We start from the raw sequence: 22,754 nt of genomic DNA on the forward strand, positions 1-22,754 counted from the left end.
TTCCGATGAAAACCATATATTCAATAAAATACATGCTGGTGGCTGCTCTGTTGTTGGGGAGTCAGTCGTGCAAAGACGTACTCGAAGAAGTACCCGTCTCGCAGGTAGGGGCGCAGTACATCAACACCCCGGCAGGCTTTGAAGCCGCTGGCCGGGCTGCTTACTCTACCCTGCGCGATTTCTACGGACGCGAGATTGGCATGAACCTCACCGTGTTTGGCACCGATACGTACACCATGGGGGCCGATGGCAGCTACAAATTCATGAACCAGTATTTGTCGCAGTTCGATGGGCGGGTCGATCTTATGCGCGACCTCTGGAACAACTTCTACGTGGGTATCAACACGATGAATATCGTGATCGATAACTCGACCTCGGTAACGGGTCTGGACCCCAATCTGGTGAAACGACGTGTGGCCGAAATGAAGTTTCTGCGGGCGCATCACTATTTTGTGTTAACCCAGACCTTTGGTGGCGTGGCCCTCGTAACAAAAGGCAACCTGCTGCCCACCAAGGAGTTTAAGCGGGCCACGGTGAAAGAGGTATACGCCCAGATTGTCGGTGATCTGGAAGCGGCCATTCCTGACCTCGGCACCCCTACGTCTGATTATGGCCGGGCTACCAAAGGAGCCGCCGAACACCTGCTGGCGCGGGTTTACCTGACCAAAGCTACTTCCGATGCCGCTGCCGCCGACGATTACGCCAAAGCCGCTACGCTGGCTACCAACGTCATCAAAAACTACAGCTACGCCCTCCTGCCCGACTTTGCCAGCGTGTTTGCACAGGGCGGGGGCGAAATCAACAGCGAAGTGATTTTTGCGACGCAATACACCTCCGACGCGCTGACCAATATTGGAGCCGCTGGCGGAAGCCCAATTCAGGGCAACGGCAATCCGAATCAGGTACAAGGCAACCAGACCCACCTCTATTTCGGGATGGAATATGACACGCAGGCGGGTATGCAGCGCGACGTACTCAATGGCCGCCCATTCAAACGGTATATGCCTACGAAGTACATGCTCGAAACGGTGTTTGCTATAAATAACCGGGTCAACGATTCGCGCTACAAGAAGACGTTTAAGGATACCTGGCTCAGCAACCGCCCCGGCACCTACACCAATATGTTCGACGACTCGAAAACGCGCCTGACCTTTGCCAGTGGCGACACCACCATTTTTATTCCCGGATTCGAGATGTCGAAGGCCGAGCGCGCCAGACGACCGTATCAGGTGCTGGTGCCGAGCAACTACCGGCCCAACCTCTTTCCGACGCTCCAGAAGTTTCTGGACCCTCTCCGCCCCGACCGGACCTACGAGGCCGGTAGCCGCGACTTTATCATGTTCCGGCTGGCCGAAACATACCTGATTCTGGGCGAAGCGCAGTTCCGGCTCGGCAAACTAACCGAAGCCGCCGATGCCATCAACATGGTACGTCGGCGGGCGGCATGGCCGGGCCGGGCCGCACAGATGGAAGTGACGCCCGCCCAGATCAACATCGACTTTATTCTGGACGAGCGCGACCGCGAACTGGCAGGCGAGATGTTCCGCTGGTTCGACCTGAAGCGGACGGGCAAGCTCATCGAACGGGTAAAAGCGCACAACCCTGACGGTGGCCCGAACATCAAGGATTTCCATGTACTACGCCCCATTCCGCAGGATCAGATCGACCGTACTACCAACGGTGCTACTGCCTTCCCGCAAAATCCGGGCTATTAAGCACGAATAAGGTTCCTTCTCGACCATGACCAAGCCCGTTACGCTTAAAGAACTGTCGCAGGAGTTGGGGGTGTCGGTGGCGACGGTGTCAAAAGCCCTCAACCACGACCCCACCATCGGGCATTACACGCGCGAACGGGTGTTGAAACTGGCGCAGGACAGAAACTACATCCCAAACGAAAATGCCCGCAACTTTCAGCAGCAGAAGAGTTTAACGATTGGTTTGCTGATTCCGAACGTGCTCGATCAGTTTTTTGTGCAGGCCATCAACGGTGTCGATGCCGTGGCTGTGGATACGCACTACAGTTTGGTGGTAGCGCAAACCCGCGACGACCCCAACCGGGCGGCTGCGGTGCTGAACATGATGCTGCGCGACCGGGTCGATGGGCTGATTGCAACAATTACGCCCAACACCACCGACCTCGCGCCCTACCAACGGCTCGAAGCGGCTGGGATTCCGGTTGTGTACATGGCCCGCAGTCCCAACGATCCGGCCTGCCACCGGGTAGTGTGTCAGAACGTGCAGGGTGCTACACAGGCCACGCGCTTTCTGCTCGAACGCGGCCACCGGCGGCTGGCGCATTTGAAAGGTCCCGACGCTATCTCGGCCAGCCATCAGCGACAAACGGGGTTTGCCAATGCCATAGCCGACTGGCCCGAACGGCCCAGATCTGTGCAGGTTGAAACGGTCGATTTATTGGCCGAGTCGGTTTATAAGGCCATGCAGCGGCTTATGGAACGACCCGACTACCCAACGGGCATTTTGACCTTTAAAACGTATATCACCCTCGATGCCATTGATTTTCTGCGCCAACATTATCCTGAACGGCTGGCCCGGATCGACTTTGTGGGTTTCGGCAACCTGCCGCTCATCCGCTACCTCGACCCCAAGCCAGCCGCATCGGTGGAAGAAAACGCCCACCTGATGGGTCAGGAAACCATGCGGCTGCTGTTGCGGCTAATGCAAAACGCCGAAACGGGCGTCGTGACCAACCCGCAGCACATAGAAGTACCCTGTAAGCTGATACCCCACGAACCCCAATCCTAATACACTGTCAGCAGGCAGGGCACCCTCACGTTTCGGTCGGTGAGGTCAAGGTCGGTATTGTGGGTGAGTTGATGGAGCAGCAGCCGGAACGCTTCGGCCCCCACCGTAAACGGGTCGGCTTCAACGGAAGCTAACGGGCGGTAATTAATGTATTTAAGCAATGGCAGCGTACCGAAACCAACGAACGAAATGGTGTTTACGCGCTCCGGGTAATGGGTTTTCAAAAACTCGATGGCGTCTAAGGTTACGTAACTTTTGAATGTCAGCATCGCCGTGGGCGGGTCGGGTAGCCGCATCAACGCCTGCATACAGTCGAAAGTCGACTCGGTGGTCAGGTCGGAGGTTTGTACTAAATAGGGGTCATACGGAATCTGATGATCGTGTAGTGCCTGCTGATAGCCATCATGGCGTATCTGACTGGTTGCCAGACTATACGGCCCGCGCAGATGCGCTACCCGCCGATGCCCCTGCGCAATCAGATAAGCAACGGCCTGCCGACTACCGGTAAATGAGTCGTTGGTCACGCTGTAGTGCGAACGGTCGCGGGCATTCCGCATCAGAAACACAACCGGAATACCGAAGGCATTGAGCCGACGAACGAAATCAGTTTTGTAGGTATGCGACGTGCTGGCAATGATAATACCATCGACCCGGTTGCGGAGCATTGTTTCGATGAGTTGCTGCTCTTTGTTGAGGTCTTCGTGGGTTTGCGTGATGAGTACGTTGTAGCGGTGCTGCACGGCTGATTCTTCGATACCGGGCAACGCCAGTGCATAAAACTGATCGAACAGGTCGGGAATGATGACACCGATGGTAAACGTTCGGCTCTGTTTAAGTCGGCGGGCGGCTTCGTTCGGTACGTAGTTCCAGGTTTGGGCCAGTTCCGTCACGCGTTGACTGGTAGCCGGGCTGATTTCGGGGTCGTTGCGCAATGCTTTAGACACTGCCGACACCGAGAGTCGCAGTTCGCGAGCCAGGTCTTTCAACGTAACGCCTTTTTTCATACTGTCGGGAAATGGGCGAAGTTACGAAAACGATACAGGGATTTGGAAAGGAATGTTTTGGCCTGATGCGAACGGAAAGCTGTTCGACACTTAAGTACCGAACGCGTTAACAACGGACATTCGCGCAGACTATCAATTGATTGCTAATGCGGACAAACGTCCGCACTTATCCGGTTCGGGATTCAAATCCCGAACAGCAACCAGGACTTAAATTCCGAACCGCAACCAACGAACAGAAATGACGATAGACAAACCACTAACTGAAACCGCTTCGCTGTTCGACCTGAGCCAGAAAGTTATTGTGGTCACAGGCGCAACGGGCATACTGGGCGAGTCATTTTGCCGGTCTATTGGCGAAGCCGGTGGCACGGTCGTGGCCGTAGGTCGCAACGAGGCCGTAGGCAGCAACCGTGTGGCTGAATTACGTCAGTCGGGTATCGAAGCCCTCTTTGCCCCCGCCGACGTGCTCCAGCAGGCCGACCTCGACCGCGTCTGCGAACAAACCCTCGATACCTACGGGCGCATCGACGGGCTGGTAAACGCGGCTGGCGGCAACGTCGCTGAAGCTGTAATTGGCCCCGACGCCGACCTGTTTTCGGTCAGTTTAGATGCCCTACGCCGGGCCTTCGACCTCAACCTGTACGGCACGATTTTGCCCACGCTAACCTTTGGCAGGCACTTGGTTAAACAGGGCGGCAGTGTCGTCAATATATCCTCCATGGCGGCTCAGTCGGCCATTACGCGGGTGTTGGGCTACTCGATGGCAAAAGCTGCGGTCGATAATTTTACGCGCTGGATGGCCGTGGAAAGTGCCCACCGGTACGGCGACAAACTACGCGTGAACGCCATTGCGCCCGGCTTTTTCGTTACTAACCAGAACCGCCACCTGCTCACCAACCCCGATGGTTCGTATACGGCGCGGGGCGAAGCCGTGATTCGTAGTACACCCTACCGCCGATTCGGCCAACCCGACGAACTGGCCGGTGCGCTCGTCTGGCTGCTATCTGATGCGTCGCGCTTCGTCAATGGCGAAGTTATCTGCGTGGATGGCGGTTTTCATGTCTTTTCAGGAGTTTAACTTTTAGTGAAAAGTGAAAAATGCACAGTGAAAAGTCAATCTGAACACACGCTACATTTTTCACTTTTCACTTTTCACTAAGCACTATGCGCTTACTTCAATCCTGGCGGTGGTTTGGGCCGAACGACCCCGTTACACTGACCGACATTCGGCAAACCGGGGCTACGGGCATCGTAACGGCCCTGCACCATATGCCATACGGCGAAATCTGGCCCGTTGAGCAGATTCGGGCGCGGCAAGACGAAATCCGGGCGGCTGGCCGAAACGGGTCAACGCTCGACTGGGCCGTAATCGAGAGTCTGACGGTTCACGAAAGCATCAAAACCCGCACGGGACCGTATCAGCAATATATCGACAAGTACAAGCAAAGCCTGCGCAACATTGCCGAATGCGGCCTGAAAATCGTGACGTACAATTTTATGCCCGTCAACGACTGGACTCGCACGAATCTTGATTATACGATGCCCGACGGCTCGAAAGCTCTGTATTTCAACTGGTTCGACTTAGCCGTTTTCGATATTCACATGCTCCGTCGGCCCAACGCGGCTGACAACTATCCGGCGTATGTAGTGGCTGAGGCCGAGCAGCGATATGCCCGCTATACCGAGGCCGAACGCGAACACCTTGCGGGGGTAGTGATGTTCGGCATTCCGGGCGAAGAACGGCAGACAATTCCAAAAATGCGCGACAAACTGGCCCTCTACAACGACATCGACCACGCGGCCCTCCGCAGTAATCTGATCGATTTCCTGCGCGAGATTACGCCCGTAGCCGACGAACTGGGCATTCGCATGGCGATTCATCCCGACGATCCGCCGTTCGATATTCTGGGGCTGCCGCGCATTGCCTGCCGTGCTGACGACTTCGCCCAACTGCTTTCGGCGGTGCCGAACGAGAGTAATGGCGTGTGTTTCTGTACCGGCTCGCTGGGGGCCAATCCGACCAATGATCTGGTTGAGATGGCAAAGCAGATTGGCACGAAGATTCATTTTGTACACCTGCGTAACGTAAAGAAAGACGAACACGGCAACTTTTTCGAGGACGATCACCTCGGTGGCGACGTAGACATGTACGGCGTGATGCGCGAGATTCTGCGGATTCAGCAGCAGGTGGCCGAGCCGATTCCGTTCCGGCCCGACCACGGCCATCAAATGCTCGACGATCTGCACAAAACTACCAACCCTGGCTACTCGTGCATTGGCCGGATGCGCGGCCTTGCCGAACTGCGTGGCCTGGAGTTAGGCATCTGCCGCGCCGAAGGATGGTAATTTAGTGATGAGTGATGAACGATGAGTGTTTGCGTCAGCCTACTCATCACTCATCGTTCATCACTCATCACTAAAAAATACTCATCACTAAAAAAGATTATGACAACGACGACGCAACCTTTTATTAGCGAAGATTTTGTGCTGGAGAACGACTATGCCCGGTCGCTGTATTTCGACTATGTACAGCACCTGCCAATTGTTGATTACCATAATCACCTCCCGCCCGACGAAGTAGCGAACAACAGACGATACGCCAACCTGACCGAAATCTGGCTAAAGGGCGACCACTATAAATGGCGGGCCATGCGCACCAACGGCGTACCCGAATCGCACATTACGGGCGAACAGGACGACTGGACCAAGTTCCGGGCGTGGGCGCAGACGGTGCCGTACACCATGCGTAATCCACTTTACCACTGGACGCACATGGAGTTGGCTAAACCATTTGGTATCAGCAAGTTGCTGAACGCAGACACGGCACGGTCCATTTACGATTCCTGCAATGAGCAGTTGCAGAACCGCTGGTCGGCGCGGGCGTTGCTCGCTACCTACGACGTGCGCATCGTTTGCACTACCGACGACCCTACCGACGACCTGCGTTACCACCAGCAGATGCGGGCTGAATCGGGGCCAACCGAAGGCGAGGCACTGACCATGCTGCCCACCTTCCGGCCCGATGCCCTGCTACCTACCGCCGACGTTACCGGCTGGCGCAAACGCATCGACGCGCTGACTGCGGCATCGGGCGTGGCTGTTACTGACCTCAACTCGTACCTGGAAGCGATGGCCCGGCGCATTGCCACCTTCGACGCGCTGGGATGCCGGGCTTCAGACCACGGCCTGGAGCAGATGCCGCCCGTTGCCGAACGCAGCACGGCACTCGAAACCGCCTTTAAGCAATTGGTGGCCGGGCAAACGCCCACCGATGCGGGGGTATTTGAGCAGTTACAGGGGTATTTATTGCTCGAACTTTGTCGCGAATACCACAGGCGCGGCTGGGTGCAGCAGTTTCACCTCGGTGCATTGCGCAATGCCAATACACGGCTATTCAGGCGCATGGGACCGAACGTGGGGGGCGACTCCATCAGCGACCTGCCACAAGTACACCGGCTCGCGCTTTTCTTAGATGCCCTCGACCAAACCGACCAGCTTACCAAAACGGTGCTGTATAACCTGAACCCGGCTGATAACGAAGCCTTTGCTACCATGATCGGTAATTTTCAGGGTGGCATGACGATGGCAGGCAGCATTCCGGGCAAACTGCAATGGGGTAGCGGCTGGTGGTTCCTCGATCAGAAAGACGGCATGGAAGCACAGATCAACGCCCTCTCGAACATGGGCCTGCTCAGTCAGTTCATCGGCATGGTGACCGATTCGCGCAGTTTCCTGTCGTTCTCCCGGCACGACTACTTCCGGCGAATTTTGTGTAATTTGCTGGGAAAAGACATCCACAAAGGACTGTTACCCAACGACCTACCCTGGCTGGGACAAATAGCCGCCAACATCTCATACCACAATACGATTCGTTATTTTAGCTGGGAGAAGTAGCGCAGACTGGCGAGAGCCGGTCATCACAACAATATACAACGATGAATCGCAACATACGGGCAACCTCCAATCATACCGCACCGGCGGATCGTTACGACGCTATTGTTGTTGGCTCCGGCATTAGCGGGGGTTGGGCGGCTAAAGAGCTGACACAAAAAGGATTGCGGGTGTTGCTGCTCGAACGCGGTCGGCCTGTAGAACACGTCACCGATTATTCAACGGCTATGCAGGCTCCGTGGGAGTTTCCGCACCGGGGCCGCAAAACCTTCGACGACACCGAAGCCTACCGCATTCAGTCGAAAAACTACGGCGTCGATGAAACGAATAAGCACTTCTACGTCAACGAGATCGAGAACCCCTACGTGCAAACCCAGCCCAACGAGTTTGTGTGGGCGCGGGGACATCAGGTGGGCGGGCGGTCGCTGACGTGGGGGCGGCAGTGTTATCGCTGGAGCGATCTGGATTTTGAAGCAAATCTGAAAGAGACTATTGGCGTCGACTGGCCCATTCGCTACGCCGACATCGCACCCTGGTACACCTACGTCGAAAAATTCGTTGGTATCAGCGGGAGTCGCGAAGGCATGGCGCATTTGCCCGACAGCGAATTTCTGCCGCCAATGCCCATGAACTGCGCCGAAAAACACCTCTCGGCAACGGTAGCCAAAACCTACGCCGACCGGCGCGTCATCATCGGGCGCGTAGCCAATCTGACGCAGCCCAAAATAGCCCGGGGCGTGTGCCAGTTCCGCAATCTCTGCGACCGGGGTTGCCCTTTCGGTGGTTATTTTAGTTCTAATGCAGCTACGTTACCCGTAGCCGCAGCAACAGGGCGGCTTACCCTGCGCCCGCACAGCATCGTAACGGAGGTATTGTATGACGACCGCACCAAACGGGCCAAAGGCGTGGCGGTGCTGGATGCCGAAACAGGCAAAACCTACGAGTACTTCTCACGAATTCTGTTCCTCAATGCCAGCACCATCAGTACGGCATTTCTGATGCTGCGTTCTACCTCAGCCCGCTTTCCAAACGGATTAGGCAACGACTCCGGGGAGTTGGGGCGCAACCTGATGACGCACTCAAAAATCAACGTGCGGGGCCATTATGAGGGGTTTTTAGATCAGTATACGTTTGGTCGGCGGGCCAATGGCATTTACGTACCGCGTTTCCGCAATGTCGCCAAAGCGCACCCCGATTTCCGGCGGGGTTATAACTACCAGGGCGGAGCCAGCCGACCGCGTACCTCGCCAGCCGATGTGCAGGCCGGTTTTGGAGCCGATCTGAAAGAGGCACTGACCAAGCCCGCACCTTACTGGAATGTGGGGCTAACCGGCTTCGGCGAACAACTCCCCGACCCGGCCAACGTAGTGCGCGTAAGTCAGACGGTGAAAGACAAGTGGGGTCTGCCCGTGCCTGAACTGACGTGGCGGTGGTTGCCCAACGACATTGCCATGATGACCGACGCGGCCCGCGAAGCCACGGCCATGCTCGACGCTGCCGGTTGCCGCAACATAGTGGCCGAACCCATCAGCCAACTACGCTCTACGGTCCACGAAATGGGTACTGCCCGCATGGGCCGCGATCCAAAAACGAGCGTACTGAATGCCCATAATCAGATTCATGCCTGCAAAAACGTGTTCGTTACCGATGGTGCCTGCATGACCTCCGCATCCTGCGTAAACCCTTCGCTGACCTACATGGCCCTGACCGCCCGCGCGGCTGACTTTGCCGTAAAAGAGCTGAAGCGACAGAATTTGTAAACTATCTCAAAGCAAACCCAAGTGTTCTATTAAGAATTCCAGTAGACGATGTTTCGTCATGCGCAATGAACGTTAAAAGTGAACGGTTGGGAAAATTTATTGGACGATCTGGGGTCAAATACCAGTATACACCAATCTCTTTACAGTTAATTTATTACCGCCCCACAAATAAGGCGGCTCGCCTGTTTTACCATTAAATATTTCTGTTGTCACCAAGTCATTTTTATCAAACTCGTAGGAATACCGCCCTACGTAGACATTGGGATATGTTCTAAATGGCCCATTTTGTTGGATGGTATAGCCTACAAGAAGGTTGCGTGATATTTTGCCAAAGAAAGTCTTGATTGGGACAAGTCCTGATTTAGTTAAATCGAACTCATTTTTAATTGTATGACTCGGACCTCCATCATGATCCTCCATGAGTATTTCTGTTTCATTTCCGTTGTTCACACTATATGTCAAATACTCACCTTTCCGACTAATCACATAGCCTTCGTCGTTGTAAGTGACCTTAGTATAGCCTTGCTCCTCTGCAAACCCCCGACTATCAAGGGCCAACCGTTGCGTCGTTACCCGCTTGGGTACTGTGTTCAGGGCCACCCGACGGATGTTCACCGCACTACCAACATACTCGTAGTAGATCGAATCAGTCCGCTCGGTCATGCTGGATGCCCCGAAATACTGGTTGTACTCGCTTAGAATCCGGCCCTGTTTGTCGTAGCTGTAGCTGCTCTGCTGCACCATACCCACCCGATACGACTGCCCCTCGACTACCACCGTTTCTTCCTCCAGCCGGGAAGGTTGGCTGGGGCTGATAAGTTCTTTGATGGTCTGGCGGGCCACCCGCACACTATCCGAGACTGCCGGGCCAGCCACCGGGTCGGTGGTTTTTTGGCAGCCCCCGCAGCCCATCAGCAGGGCCACCACAAACAGATTATACACACAAACAGATTTCATAGTCGTAAGGCAAGTTTTTCACTGTGGAAAAACGTAAGTGGAAAAATTATGAAGCGCGTGAAAATGCATGAAGCCGGCGTGTTTCCGGCTTCATGCATGAGGGAAAAATATGGCTTCGCTAAGGCTTTATCAGAATCAACTTACTGGCCCGTTTGCCATTGCTGTGTACCGTTACAACGGCTGAACCGACAAATTTGCCCTGTAAATCAACAGCTTTCGTTTCTTTGTAGCCCGTTCCAATACCATCGGACTGCCAGAGCACGTGTCCTAACAGATTAGTAATCTGCACGGCATACGCTGCATTCAGGGACGTTACAAACTCCAGTTCAAACTGCCCACTACTCGGATTAGGCCGCACCAATAGGTCGACTTCGCCAACTGTTGGCTCGACCGTTACGGTACTGGCTTTCCGACCGCCCGACATATTGCAACCGTTAGTGAACTGGATGTTAATCTGATTACCACCTTGCGAGGCTGTACCAGTCACAGTACGGCCCTGTCGGGCATCGCCAGGAAAAGTATGGGTTGCCGTTGTGTTCGGGTTCATTGTACCACCGAAGATGCCGGGCAGGGTCACGCTGACCGCTGAGTTGTTACTACTGTTGAAACGGTATTGCAACACACCCGAACCACAATCGTAGCTAACTACCTGAAAGGTCAGCGAACCACTGCCCGAAGGCGGAGTTTGGGGCGGCTCTGTAGTACCCCCCGACAAGTTGCAGCCATTCGTGAATTGAATATTGACTTGACTCCCGTCCTGCGAAGCAGTACCCGTTACGGTGCGGCCCTGCCGGGCATCAGCCGGGAAAGTGTGCGTTGCCACCGTATTCGGGTTCATCGTGCCACCGAAGATGCCGGGCAAAGTCACGTTGACGGGCGAGTTATTGCTACTGTTAAAACGGTATTGTAATACGCCCGTGTTGCAGTTATAGCTAACAATCTGAAAGGTTAGCGGGCCGCTGCCCGAAGGTGGGTTGGTGGTAGGTGGCGGGGTTTGCGTTTGTGAGCCACCTGTACAACCGCTCACCGTTTTAGGCGAACCGTTCATATCTCCGTTTACCCCGCAGATACGTACCGAGATGGTATGATTCTGCCCATTCTTCCAGGACGCATTGGCCGGAAACTGATACTGAAAACCATGATACCGGGCCGCCGGGTTGTTGCCAAAGTGGGGTACTAAATCCTGCCGGTCGCCAGTAGCGGTTAAGCCCGAATACGTTTTCACGCCGTCTACGTAAATATCGTAAGTAACGGGCTGACTCAAGTTGTTCTGATCCAACGCCCAACCACTTACACCATTGCAATCGGCAAAATCCAGTGCCGAATTGGGGTTACTTACCGAACAGGAACCTGAGCCTGTAGGCGGGTTAGGGGTGCCGGGGTCGGTTGTTCCGCCCTGCATGTTGCAACCGTTGGTGAACTGGATGTTGATTTGGCTACCGCCCTGCGATGCGGTGCCGGTTATGGTACGCCCCTGCCGCGCATCGCCCGGAAAGGTGTGAGTTGCTACGGTATTCGGGTTCATCGTGCCCCCAAAAATACCCGGCAAGGTCACGCTGACGGGCGAGTTGTCGTTGCTGTTGAAACGGTATTGCAATACGCCCGTGTTGCAGTCGTAGCTCACGATTTGGAAAGCCAAAGGCCCGCTGCCCGTGGGCGGGTTGGTGATAGGTGGTTCAGTAGTTGTATTGGCATCGGGCAGTACCAAACCGCCCAGCGCACAAGTGCCATTGCCGTAATCGATGCAAACCAGCGGGTCGGTAATGCCATCGGGCATGGTAGTGCCAAAACCTGCCGGGCTGTTTAAATCGACCCGCCCGCCATTGCCACTGAACCAGACATACTGTGCGCCCGGCGGCAGGGGTGTTGTAATATTACCGTTGGCATCGAGGTAAACGTCCTGCGGTTCTGTACCCAGCCGGGCAGGCCGAATCGGGTCGGTCAGCAACAGATTAGAAGTCTGAATGGCACTGAACCACGCATCGGCGGCTTTCACTAAGCCCTGCCCGGCTAAGTGGGTTGGTTCGCCCCCGCCCGATGCCCGTTCGGGGATGACATCAATATCAGGTCCCCGATAAATCCGCGACAGACCCGACGCGGTAATAACCTGCTCCTGCCCGGCCCGCACAAGTATAGTCGATTGGGTTTCCGCTTCTGTCTGCCGAGGGCTTACTCTATGATAAAAGAAAGATACACCTTCCAGCGTGGAGGTTTTGCCCACCATCCAGGCCAGTGGATCATCACCAACGCGGGGCGGCAAATGTTCACGGGATTTGCTAATCACTGCGACAAGTTTGTCTTTATACTCATTGGCAGAATTGATTCGTTGCTCTTCCCACGCACTCTCACGCAACGCTTTAGCATCAGTTTCTCCTTGCAGCCACAACACCGCTCTGACCCCGTAAGTAGAGCCATAAAACTGAAGTGTATTTTTAAAGACACCATAAGGGGCACCGGGGTCATAATTGTTAGTAGTACCGATAGGAGCCCCCAGTGGACCAATTGCTGGGTTGGTTGATTCTTGCCAGGCTTTTATAGTAATGCCACCCCAGGCCGCATTAAACAAAGCGACAGGAATCTTATACTGGTTTGCTATCTTTTCGCCAAAAGCCACCCAATACCACAAGGAATTGCCTAATGGAGCTATACCCGAATTTTGATTGCCGTAAGCCTCTTTGCCGGATGTTAAAGGAGAGAATACTGGTTTTCTAACATTAAACTGTGTTGCCAACTGGATAGAGTTAGGGTCAGTCGCTGTTAGGAAATCGGCACCTATGAATTTATCAGGCTGTACCCTGACCGCATCTAAAAGCGGCAGGTTAACCACATTTTCATTCGAAATTTTGTTGGGTAATCCCTGTGCATTTGATTGCCCTGCAATAATAAACACTTCTCCTACACCAACTTTCATCGTTTTAGTTGATACGAACGTCACAATCGCAGAAACAGATTTCAGGGTAAGTTGATACCAACCGGCACTGATTGTTTTTTCACCCGAAAAGCTTTTTGTTCCTCCCTGACCCGTCAGCATAGTTAATGGTATGGTCTGAGCGGGCAAACCCATATCATTTCCGTTTAAGTCTAATCTCTTGAGTTCTGCGGAAATCGTGGGGTTAACATAGAATATACCTCCAATAAAGGAGCCTCTGATTGACAGTTTTGCCGATCCATCTGTTCCTCTCTGATAAACCGCACCTACTACAGGTGACGTTATGTTCCAGGAGGACCTGAATAGATCTTGGAGGTTTCGAACAACCTGACCATGACCCGCTGTGTTCATGAAAATACAGCAAAGGAGTACCAGTAGACGATGTTTCGTCATGCGTAATGAACGTTAAAGTGACAATTAGAAAAAACGATTAACGGGGCGAGGAGACGTAGGAAAAATCAGTAGCTCTTATTGTATTATCACCAAATTCATACAGAGCAACACCTTCTATACTTCGTGCTATCTGGCGGACAATACGATTGTATTGATCATATTTATACCAATAAGTTGTTTTATATACATTCTTGTCAATACTATAGAAATTATCTCGGTCTATTGCAGTTTCTATAACCAGATTACGAGAAGGTTTTCCATAGATAGGCTGAATGCTTGGCAAACCTGCTTTCGTCAGGTCATAGGTGTTGCGAAAAATATAAGTCGGTGTCGATGGACTGGTCGATACTGACAACTCCAGCACATTCCCATTCTCAATCCTGGCAACAGTACGCCCGTACTCGTCCCGCAGAGCCAACAGATAGCCCTTCGCATCATAGGTCGCCACAAAGATCGTCGGCTGTTTTTCCGCAAACCCCCGACTATCAAGAGCCAACCGTTGCGTCGTTACCCGCTTGGGTACCGTGTTCAGGGCCACCCGACGGATGTTCACCGCACTACCAACATACTCGTAGTAGATCGAATCAGTCCGCTCGGTCATGCTGGATGCCCCAAAATACTGGTTGTACTCGGTTAGAATCCGGCCCTGTTTGTCGTAGCTGTAGCTGCTCTGCTGTACCGTACCCACCCGATACGACTGCCCCTCCACCACCACCGTTTCTTCCTCCAGCCGGGAGGGTTGGCTGGGGCTGATGAGTTCTTTGATGGTCTGGCGGGCCACCCGCACGCTATCCGAGACTGCCGGGCCAACCACCGGGTCGGTGGTTTTTTGGCAGCCCCCGCAGCCCATCAGCAGGGCCACCACAAACAGATTATACACACAAACAGATTTCATAGTCGTAAGGCAAGGTGCCTTTATCATGGCAAACGAATATAACATAAACCTGAACCGAATTGGCGTAGACGAAACAAAAGGAGGGGAATTGACACGAGCGGTCAATTATATCTTGAGAGGAAGAATCATTACATACATTAATGTATGTATTCAGTAAAGGTATATGAATGGTATCTTAGAATACAATTGTTTTGCCTAAAAAATTTATAAATTATTAGGACTTTCGCTTGTGGGTCAAAAATGAGAGTTTAGCTCCATGATTTCAAAACGGGATTACATTGAGTACTTGCTCAGCACACCCTTCAACTACACCTGCACCAACATGGCGGACCACAAACCTAACTTAAGCCATGATGTAGTCACGGATTTCCTGTCTCAGGAACGATTTACACCGGCTGACTTGTGGGCTATCGTTCAAGCACACATTGACGATTCAGACAGCGCAGCCGTGATCGTCGATGATAGTGTGCAGGACAAGCGATACTCCCGGTTTATTGACTTGGTTAAGAAGCAATATTCTGGTAATGAGCAGGGTACGGTGAAAGGGATTGGGCTGGTCAACCTGGTTCATACGGCGGGTAACGATGCTCCATGTTGGCCGATTGACTACCGCATTTTTCACCCAGAAACGGACGGCAAGACCAAGAACGATCTTTTTCAAGAGATGTTTACGCGGCTCATCACCCACAAACACCTCAAAGCCAGCCGTATACTCTTCGATTCATGGTACGCTTCGGTTGATAACCTCAAGCTAATTCATCGGGCTGGTTGGACCTTCTTCACCACACTGAAGAGCAACCGGCTGGTGAGTCTGCACCGAGATACGGGCTATCAACACCTGGACACCTTGCTATTTACAGAGCAAACGTTGGCTACCGGGCTGATTATCAAACTCAAAGAGGTTCCTTTTCAGGTAAAGTTGTTCAAGATGGTTGCCCCAAACGGCGACATTGACTGGGTCATTACCAATGACTTAGCTGCATCTGTAAATCGGTTTGTCGCTGAGTTAGCCAACGACACCCGCTGGCAGATCGAAACTTTCCATCGGAGCTTTAAGCAGTTGACAGGTTCAGAACGGTGTCAATGCCGCAAAGCCCGTTCTCAACGCAACCACTTAGCCTGTTGTTATCAGGCTTGGGTGGCACTACAAGTCAAGGCCAAACAAACTGGAAAGACCCTCTACCGCCTACGGACAGAATTGTTCTCTGACTATCTCCGAAATGAGTTAGCCAACCCCAGAATCAAAGCAATCACCATCTAAGCGAAAGTCCTAATTATATTTAACTCATTGACTTTCACTTATTATTTTCGCCACTTTATACTGCCATACCCCACAGTCCACTACGATCTGCATAAGAAGGATTTGCGCCTAACGGTTAAGTTGCCCATCAAAAATGCTTTCTACGGGTAGTCAACGTTTATCCCATTTTATGAAATCGATTTTACTCCTGCTTATCGGTTTGTCGATGGCGCAAGCTGCTCTGGCTCAGACAAAACCGCCTGTTCGCGTTGCTACGTACAACATCCGTTTCAATAACCCCACCGACGGCGTCAATGCCTGGCCCAACCGAAAAGAACGAGTAAAAGCCCTGATTCGCTACCACCGCTTCGACCTGTTTGGCGTGCAGGAGGCCCTGCGCGGTCAACTCAACGACCTGGCCGAAATGTCGGAATTTGCGTTTGTCGGTAAAGGCCGTGACGATGGCAAAGAAGCGGGCGAACACTCGGCCATTTTCTACCGGAAAGACCGCTTCAACCTGCTACAGACCGGCGATTTCTGGTTGAGCGAAACGCCCGATAAACCCGGCAAAGGCTGGGATGCCACCTGCTGCAACCGCATCTGCTCATGGGCCAAATTGCTGGATAAGCGCACCCGAAAATCAGTATATTTTTTTAGCGTACACTTTGATCATCAGGGTGTTGAAGCCCGTCGACAGTCGGGAAAACTGATGGTGCAGAAAATGCGCGAGATTGCTAAAAACGACCCTGTTATCTGCGTGGGCGATCTGAACTCAACGCCCGACACCGAGCAGGTGCAGACAATACAAACGCTGCTCAACGATGCGTACCGCGTTACCAAAATGCCACCCTACGGACCCGTTGGCACCTTCAACGGATTTAAGTTCGACGCCCCGCTTAAAGACCGCATCGACTACATATTCGTCAGCAAAAACGCGCAGGTACTCGACTATGCCGTGCTGACCGACGCGCAGGACCAACGCTACCCATCTGACCATCAGCCCGTTGCGAGTCAGGTAGTGTTACCTTGATAACCGTAAAGTAAAAGGGTTGGGCATTAAGCTTATATATATCAAATCCTTTCTCCCGATGAAAACACGTTTGTTTATCTTCTGCCTGTCTCTTTCGCTGCTTTTATCGTTTACCGACTCGCTGGCGCAAAAAGGAAAACCGCTCTACACCTTTCCACTTGGCGTTCAGGCGTATACGTACCGAAATAGCTTTCCCAAAGACGTGATTGCCACGCTCGATACCATCAAAGCATTAGGCATTACCGAAATGGAAGGCGGGGCACCCAAAGGTATGTCGCCCGACGAATTTCGTAAGCTCTGCAACGAACGCGGCATCCGTATTCCTTCTACGGGCGACGGCTACGAGTCGATTACCAAAGACCCGACAAAAGCAATTGCCAATGCCAAAGCTTTAGGCGCGTCGTATGTGATGGTAGCCTGGATTCCGCATCAGCGCGGCAATTTTACGCTGGCAAACGCCCAAAAAGCGGTTGACGACTTCAACCGGGTGGGTAAAATCCTGAAAGAAAATGGCCTGACGTTCTGCTACCACAACCACGGCTACGAGTTTCAGAAGCATGAAAACGGCACGTTGTTCGACTACATGGTGCAGAACACGAACCCCGACTATGTATCGTTTGAGATGGACATTCTCTGGACGCAGCACGGCGGAGCCGACCCGGTGGCGTTACTTAAGAAGTACGGCAACCGCTTCAAACTCATGCACCTGAAAGACCTTAAAAAGGGCGTAAAAGGCGACCTGACCGGTGGCACCCCCGCCGAAAACGACGTGCCACTGGGGCAGGGGCAGGTAAACATACCCGAGATTCTGCGGCTGGCAAAGCAGCTTGGCATTCAGCACTATTTTATTGAGGATGAGAGCAATAAAGAGTATGAGCAGATGCCCGTCAGCATTGCCTACCTGAAAAGTTTGCGGCAGTAAACCTACCCTGCGTATTCACGGCTATGCAACGCATCCGGGTTTCTGACAATCATCGCTTTCTGGTTCACAACGATGGTACGCCGTTTTTCTGGTTGGGCGATACGGCCTGGGAATTGTTCCATCGCCTGACCCGCGACGAAACCGACCTCTACCTGCAAAACCGCGCCCATAAAGGCTTCACCGTTATTCAGGCTGTTGTTTTGGCCGAACTCGACGGGCTGCGCGTTCCCAACGCCAACGGTGATGTACCGCTGATTGAGGTCGACCCCACGCAACCCAACGAAGCGTATTTTCAGCACGTCGATTGGGTAATTGACCGGGCTGCGTCGCTGGGGCTGTACGTTGGTCTGCTGCCAACGTGGGGCGACAAGGTGAACCAACGCTACGACTGGGCGAAAGGGCCGGAAGTTTTCAACGAATCGAATGCCGCCGAATACGGAACGTTTCTGGGCAATCGCTACCGCAACCGACTCAATATTATCTGGATACTCGGTGGCGACCGCGACCCCGACGAGCGCGCCGTTGCCATCTGGCGGGCTATGGCAACCGGCATTCTGAAGGGCGTGGGCAGGCGCGAAAACGCGCTGATGACGTTTCATCCGCAGCCGTTCGAGAGCGGCTCGTCGTCGCGCTGGTTTCACGACGACGAGTGGTTGAGCCTGAATATGCTGCAAACCGGCCACGACCGCCATAAAAACACATTCGAGCAGATCACCGCCGACTATAACCGGCTGCCTGCCAAGCCGGTACTCGATGGCGAACCGACGTATGAAGCCCACGGCCTGAGTTTCAAACCATTCGAGAATGGGTATTCGTCGGACGCGGAGGTGCGGAAATTTGCCTATTGGGCTTTGTTTTCGGGAGCTTGTGGTCATACCTACGGCTGTCATAGCATCTGGCAGTTTTATGCCCCCGGTCGCGAAGGAATCAATTTCCCGATTTATTACTGGACCGACGCGCTCGATCTGGCCGGAGCATCACAGATGCGGCACCTGAGCGCGTTGATGACCCGCCCTTCCATAACCGACCGTATTCCCGACCAATCGCTGCTGGCGGGGCATCAGCCCAAAGATGATGAGTACATCGTAGCCACGCGTACCACCGACGGGCGGTTCGTGCTGGTGTACACGCCCACGGGCCGAACGTTCGGCATCGACACGCGGGAGCTGGCGGGCGAGTCGGTGTGCTGGCATTGGTTCAACCCGCGCGACGGTAGCGAGACCGTGCCGCAAACGGTGCCGAAAACGGCTGTACTATCATTTCAGCCGCCCAATTCGGGGTATGGTCACGATTGGGTTTTACTCCTTAGCCCGCTTTGACCACCATGCTCACCCACCGCCGAGTCCTGTTGCTGGCTGTTTATGCCGTTTATTTCATCTGCGGACTGGCGCAGTGTTTTGAAGGTCTTTTTTTACCAGAGTTCAAAACGCACTTCGGTCTTACCTACACCGAGCAGATGTACACGATGTTTGCCAAAAACACACCATTCGTGTTTTTTTCGATTGCCATTGGCTTTCTAATCCGTAAAATCGGCTACAAAAACTGCCTGACTATCGCCCTGTTTTTGTTTGCCCTCGGTACGTGGCTATTAGTGCCTGGGTTACGGCAACAAAACTACGCGCTGGTGCTGGCGGCTTTTTTCATCATCGGTACGGGCTTCAACGTCGAGCTGGTAGCGGGCAACCCGATGTTGTCGGCTCTCGGCAATCGTGGCGGCAGCGCAAGCCGCCTGAACATCGGCAACGCGCTGGGTGCCATCGCACAGATTATCGCCCCACTGTTTATTGTGGTGCTCATTCCCGAAACCGTTGTATCAGTAGCCGATAAACTACCCTATATTGACGGTATTTTCATCGTTACGGCCATCGTTTTAGGGCTGACAGGCGTGATTACACTCTTCCTGAAAGGAGGAAACTCAACCGACATTACCGCTCCGATTTCGCTCAACCAACCGGCTGACAACGCTGCATCAGCGAGCTGGCTACAGCCGAAAGTAGTGCTGGGGTTTGTAGCTATTTTTCTGGTAATTGGCGTCGAAGCGGGGTTGTTTGGGCTGTACCGCAACTATCTGGAAGACCCCGGCGTGGCGGGGCTAAGTGCGCGGCAGTCGCAGCAGTGGTTCACGGTATATTTTGCTGCCTTTGCTGCGGGTCGGCTGGTGGGTTCTTATGTTCAGAAGAAATGGACACCCGCCAACGTATTGACAGTCTGGCTCTTAGTTGCGCTAACCCTGCTGGTGGTAGTAGTAGTGGCGCAGGGCTGGCTGGCGGTGGTTGCCATCACGGCACTGGGTTTCTTTGTGTCGATCTTCTTCCCCACGCTCTACGCACTGGCAATTGAAGGCTTAGGCGAAAACACCGCACAGGCATCTGGCCTGCTCACAATGGGCTTTCTGGGCGCGGCTCTGCTACCCGTGTTGCAGGGGCAGTTAGCCGACACAACGTCGTTGTCTACGTCGTTTGCTATCGGCTTTGTTCCGTATGTTTTTGCGTTGGTGTATGTTCTGCGAAGCAAACGAAGCTAAGTTATGAAACTCCTCATCATTGGCGGCACGGGCAATATCAGCCGCTGGTTTGTGCCGCACCTGCTCGATCAGGGCCACAACGTAACGCTTTATAACCGGGGCCAACGCACGGTGGCAGGTCTCGAATCGGTAAAAACCATTACCGGCGACCGCACCGATTACGCCACCTTCGAGCGGCAGATGGCCGACGCTGGCACGTTCGATTGTGTGATCGACATGGTGGGGTTTGAACCCGCCGATGCCGAAAGTGCCGTGCGGGCGTTTCGCGGGCGCGTGGGACAGTTTATTTTTTGCAGTACCGTTGATGTGTTTTCCAAACGCCCCCTCGCCTACCCCATCCGCGAAACCGATGCCTTCGGTGCATCGCCAACGTTTCCATACGCCCACAAAAAAGTGCAGATGGAACAAACGTTCTGGCGGGCCTACGAAGCGGGCGATTTTCCACTGACGGTGCTCCGCCCGGCAGCTACGTATTCGGAGGGCTGGAGTCCGCTGGTAACACCTTTCGGCGGGCAAAGCTATCACCTCGACCGGCTGCGCAAGGGGTTGCCCATCATTCTCCACGGCGACGGTTCGGCCATCTGGGTAGCCGCGCACTCCGACGACGTAGGCCGGGCTTTTGTCAACGCCGTGGGCAACACCCAAACGCTGGGTCAATCCTATAACATTACGGGTGATGAATTGATGACCTGGCACGCCATGCACCGGATTGTGGCCGAGGAGTTGGGCGCGCCCGAACCTACGTTCGTGACCATTCCGACGAGCGTACTGGCCCGGCTGGCCCCGGCAGAGTCGGCGTGGTGCGTTGAAAATTTTCAGTTCAACAACATAGTCGACAACCGGGCGGCCAAAGACGTGCTGGACTTTCGGTACACCATTTCGTACCGCGAAGGCGTTCGGCGGTGCCTGGCGCATCTGCTGGCAAACAACGCCATTGAGGATTGTTCGGCCTACCCATTTTATGACAACCTGCTGCGCCGGTGGCAGACAGTGGCAAAAGAGTTAGTGAACAACAGGGATGAAAACCAATCAGCATGAAATCCATTACCTTCCTCATTTGCCTATTGCTTTTGCAAACCACGCTGGCGCAACCCATTACACCCGAAGATACGTACAACGTGCGGCAATACGGGGCCGTAGCCGATGGTAAAACCGACAACACAGCCGCGTTTCAACGGGCCATCGACGCGGCTACCGAAAAGGGCGGACGTGTGTACATACCAGCGGGGCAATGGCTCATTGCCGGCAGTGTTCGGGTGAAGCCCGGCGTGGCACTCGTTGGCACCAATGTGGGGCCGCTGTCACCTTATCAGCTTACCGGCTCGGTGATTCTGGCAACGGGTGGGCGCGGCAACGAAAACGCCGAACCGCTCTTCGAACTCTGGAACGCATCAGCGGCTATGGGCTTTACGGTGTATTACCCTGAACAGGATGTAAGCAATATTCAGCCCTATCCGTGGACATTCTACCAGCGCAACCCGCCCGTAGTGCATTCGCTGACCGAAAAGCGGCCCGAAGATTTTAACGTGACCATCAAAGACATTACGCTGATTAACAGCTACAACGGCATCCGTACCGGCCCCGACGAAAACGGGCGGCACCTTATTCGCGATGTTCACGGCTGCGTGCTCCGGCGCGGTATTTTTGTGGATTGGGTCGGCGACATCGGGCGGATCGAAAACGTACAGTTTCATAGCCACTTCTGGTTTCATCCGAACACCAAAGGCAATTGGGACAAGGTGTTTGCCTACATGCAGCAGAATCTGGAAGCCTTTATTTTTGGGCGTTCCGACTGGGAGTACGTTACGAATACGTTTGTGTTTCCGGCCAAAATCGGCTACAAATTCATCAAAACGGCAAACGGCACCTGCAACGGGCAGTTTCTGGGTATTGCCGCAGACGCCACCGAAACCTGTCTGGTTGCCGAAGCCATTCAATCGCAGGGGCTACTTATTACTAACGGGCAATTCAATTCGCACCGGAAGGGCCGCAGCACGCAGATCATTGTCGAGAAAGGGTGCGAAGGCAGCATTCGGTTCACGAACTGCGGGTTCTGGGGGCCTGTAGAACAGAACGTACAGCTACTGGGCGACGCCAGCGTGTCGTTTCTGAACTGCTACTTTTCGAGCAATCACGTCTCGAAAGATCCGAAAAATCCGAACTGGTCGATCATTGCCGAAGCGGGCAAACTTCAGGTACAAAGCTGCACGTTCGACGGCACCCAAACCGACGAAGTCGCGCAGTGGACCTACGGTGGCAACAAACGAAGGCCCGAATGCATCTGGCTTAAAAAAGGCGTTCGGCACGCTATTATCAGCAATAACATGGGCTGGCAGGGCGTCAGCATCAAAAACGAAATCGGCCCCAAAGCCCTGCTGCGCGACAATGAGCCGGTCGGAAATTGACATCTCCCGCCAACCAGCGACGTGCTGCTTTGGCGAGAGAC

At 53.8% G+C, this 22,754-nt stretch carries 17 protein-coding genes; 13 read left to right on the forward strand and 4 right to left on the reverse strand.

From position 1 onward, the window contains the following. Positions 1-5 precede the first annotated feature (5 nt). Together AWR27_RS15685 and AWR27_RS15690 are read left to right on the forward strand one after the other, a co-directional pair. On the forward strand, positions 6-1,715 hold the full coding sequence (locus AWR27_RS15685; RefSeq protein ID WP_077132039.1) for a RagB/SusD family nutrient uptake outer membrane protein: 1,710 nt from the start codon (positions 6-8) through the stop codon (positions 1,713-1,715). Positions 1,716-1,740: 25 nt separating this feature from the next. After that, a complete protein-coding gene (locus tag AWR27_RS15690; RefSeq protein WP_077132040.1) occupies positions 1,741-2,763 on the forward strand; it encodes a LacI family DNA-binding transcriptional regulator in 1,023 nt (340 codons plus the stop codon). Here AWR27_RS15690 and AWR27_RS15695 read toward each other — a convergent pair. Then, complete coding sequence (locus tag AWR27_RS15695; RefSeq protein ID WP_077132041.1) at positions 2,760-3,767, reverse strand: LacI family DNA-binding transcriptional regulator; 1,008 nt, start codon at positions 3,765-3,767, stop codon at positions 2,760-2,762. The two genes, AWR27_RS15690 and AWR27_RS15695, sit on opposite strands and share 4 nt — an antisense overlap. 238 nt (positions 3,768-4,005) lie before the next feature. Here AWR27_RS15695 and AWR27_RS15700 point away from each other — a divergent pair, with 238 nt between their 5' ends. The 4 genes from AWR27_RS15700 to AWR27_RS15715 all read left to right on the forward strand — a co-directional run bounded on the left by AWR27_RS15700 (position 4,006) and on the right by AWR27_RS15715 (position 9,418). Continuing rightward, positions 4,006-4,845 carry an SDR family oxidoreductase gene (locus tag AWR27_RS15700; protein WP_077132042.1) on the forward strand — a complete coding sequence of 280 codons (840 nt, stop codon included), beginning with the start codon at positions 4,006-4,008 and terminating at the stop codon, positions 4,843-4,845. A gap of 86 nt (positions 4,846-4,931) precedes the next feature. Further along, positions 4,932-6,113, forward strand: a complete 1,182-nt coding sequence (uxuA, locus tag AWR27_RS15705) for a mannonate dehydratase (RefSeq protein ID WP_077132043.1) — start codon at positions 4,932-4,934, stop codon at positions 6,111-6,113. A gap of 99 nt (positions 6,114-6,212) precedes the next feature. Further along, positions 6,213-7,661 carry a glucuronate isomerase gene (gene uxaC, locus AWR27_RS15710; RefSeq protein ID WP_077132044.1) on the forward strand — a complete coding sequence of 483 codons (1,449 nt, stop codon included), beginning with the start codon at positions 6,213-6,215 and terminating at the stop codon, positions 7,659-7,661. A 41-nt stretch (positions 7,662-7,702) separates the two neighbouring features. Then, positions 7,703-9,418, forward strand: a complete 1,716-nt coding sequence (locus tag AWR27_RS15715; protein WP_077132045.1) for an FAD-dependent oxidoreductase — start codon at positions 7,703-7,705, stop codon at positions 9,416-9,418. Between the two features lie 114 nt (positions 9,419-9,532). Here AWR27_RS15715 and AWR27_RS15720 read toward each other — a convergent pair whose 3' ends face one another. The 3 genes from AWR27_RS15720 to AWR27_RS15730 form a co-directional block, all read right to left on the reverse strand. After that, positions 9,533-10,375: a hypothetical protein gene (locus AWR27_RS15720; protein WP_077132046.1), complete on the reverse strand. Its 843-nt coding sequence runs from the start codon at positions 10,373-10,375 to the stop codon at positions 9,533-9,535. Between the two features lie 118 nt (positions 10,376-10,493). Continuing rightward, positions 10,494-13,697, reverse strand: coding sequence for a sialate O-acetylesterase (locus AWR27_RS15725; RefSeq protein WP_083732872.1), 3,204 nt, complete (start codon positions 13,695-13,697; stop codon positions 10,494-10,496). A 37-nt stretch (positions 13,698-13,734) separates the two neighbouring features. Continuing rightward, positions 13,735-14,592 (reverse strand): hypothetical protein, encoded by an 858-nt coding sequence (locus AWR27_RS15730; RefSeq protein WP_157579239.1) that lies wholly within the window; start codon positions 14,590-14,592, stop codon positions 13,735-13,737. 256 nt (positions 14,593-14,848) lie between these two features. Here AWR27_RS15730 and AWR27_RS15735 point away from each other — a divergent pair, with 256 nt between their 5' ends. The 7 genes from AWR27_RS15735 (at position 14,849) to AWR27_RS15765 (ending at position 22,713) form a co-directional block, all read left to right on the forward strand. Further along, a complete protein-coding gene (locus AWR27_RS15735) occupies positions 14,849-15,853 on the forward strand; it encodes an IS701 family transposase (RefSeq protein ID WP_077132049.1) in 1,005 nt (334 codons plus the stop codon). A 169-nt stretch (positions 15,854-16,022) separates the two neighbouring features. Further along, complete coding sequence (locus tag AWR27_RS15740) at positions 16,023-16,862, forward strand: endonuclease/exonuclease/phosphatase family protein (RefSeq protein ID WP_077132050.1); 840 nt, start codon at positions 16,023-16,025, stop codon at positions 16,860-16,862. A 58-nt stretch (positions 16,863-16,920) separates the two neighbouring features. Next, on the forward strand, positions 16,921-17,784 hold the full coding sequence (locus AWR27_RS15745) for a sugar phosphate isomerase/epimerase family protein (protein ID WP_077132051.1): 864 nt from the start codon (positions 16,921-16,923) through the stop codon (positions 17,782-17,784). 23 nt (positions 17,785-17,807) lie between these two features. Next, complete coding sequence (locus AWR27_RS15750) at positions 17,808-19,103, forward strand: glycoside hydrolase family 140 protein (protein ID WP_077132052.1); 1,296 nt, start codon at positions 17,808-17,810, stop codon at positions 19,101-19,103. Positions 19,104-19,108: 5 nt separating this feature from the next. Next, complete coding sequence (locus tag AWR27_RS15755; protein ID WP_077132053.1) at positions 19,109-20,308, forward strand: MFS transporter; 1,200 nt, start codon at positions 19,109-19,111, stop codon at positions 20,306-20,308. 3 nt (positions 20,309-20,311) lie between these two features. Next, complete coding sequence (locus tag AWR27_RS15760) at positions 20,312-21,346, forward strand: NAD-dependent epimerase/dehydratase family protein (RefSeq protein ID WP_077132054.1); 1,035 nt, start codon at positions 20,312-20,314, stop codon at positions 21,344-21,346. After that, on the forward strand, positions 21,343-22,713 hold the full coding sequence (locus tag AWR27_RS15765) for a glycosyl hydrolase family 28-related protein (protein WP_077132055.1): 1,371 nt from the start codon (positions 21,343-21,345) through the stop codon (positions 22,711-22,713). The genes AWR27_RS15760 and AWR27_RS15765 overlap by 4 nt, the downstream gene beginning before the upstream one ends. The last annotated feature ends 41 nt before the right edge of the window (positions 22,714-22,754 follow it).

This window comes from Spirosoma montaniterrae (assembly GCF_001988955.1).
Lineage (GTDB): Bacteria > Bacteroidota > Bacteroidia > Cytophagales > Spirosomataceae > Spirosoma > Spirosoma montaniterrae.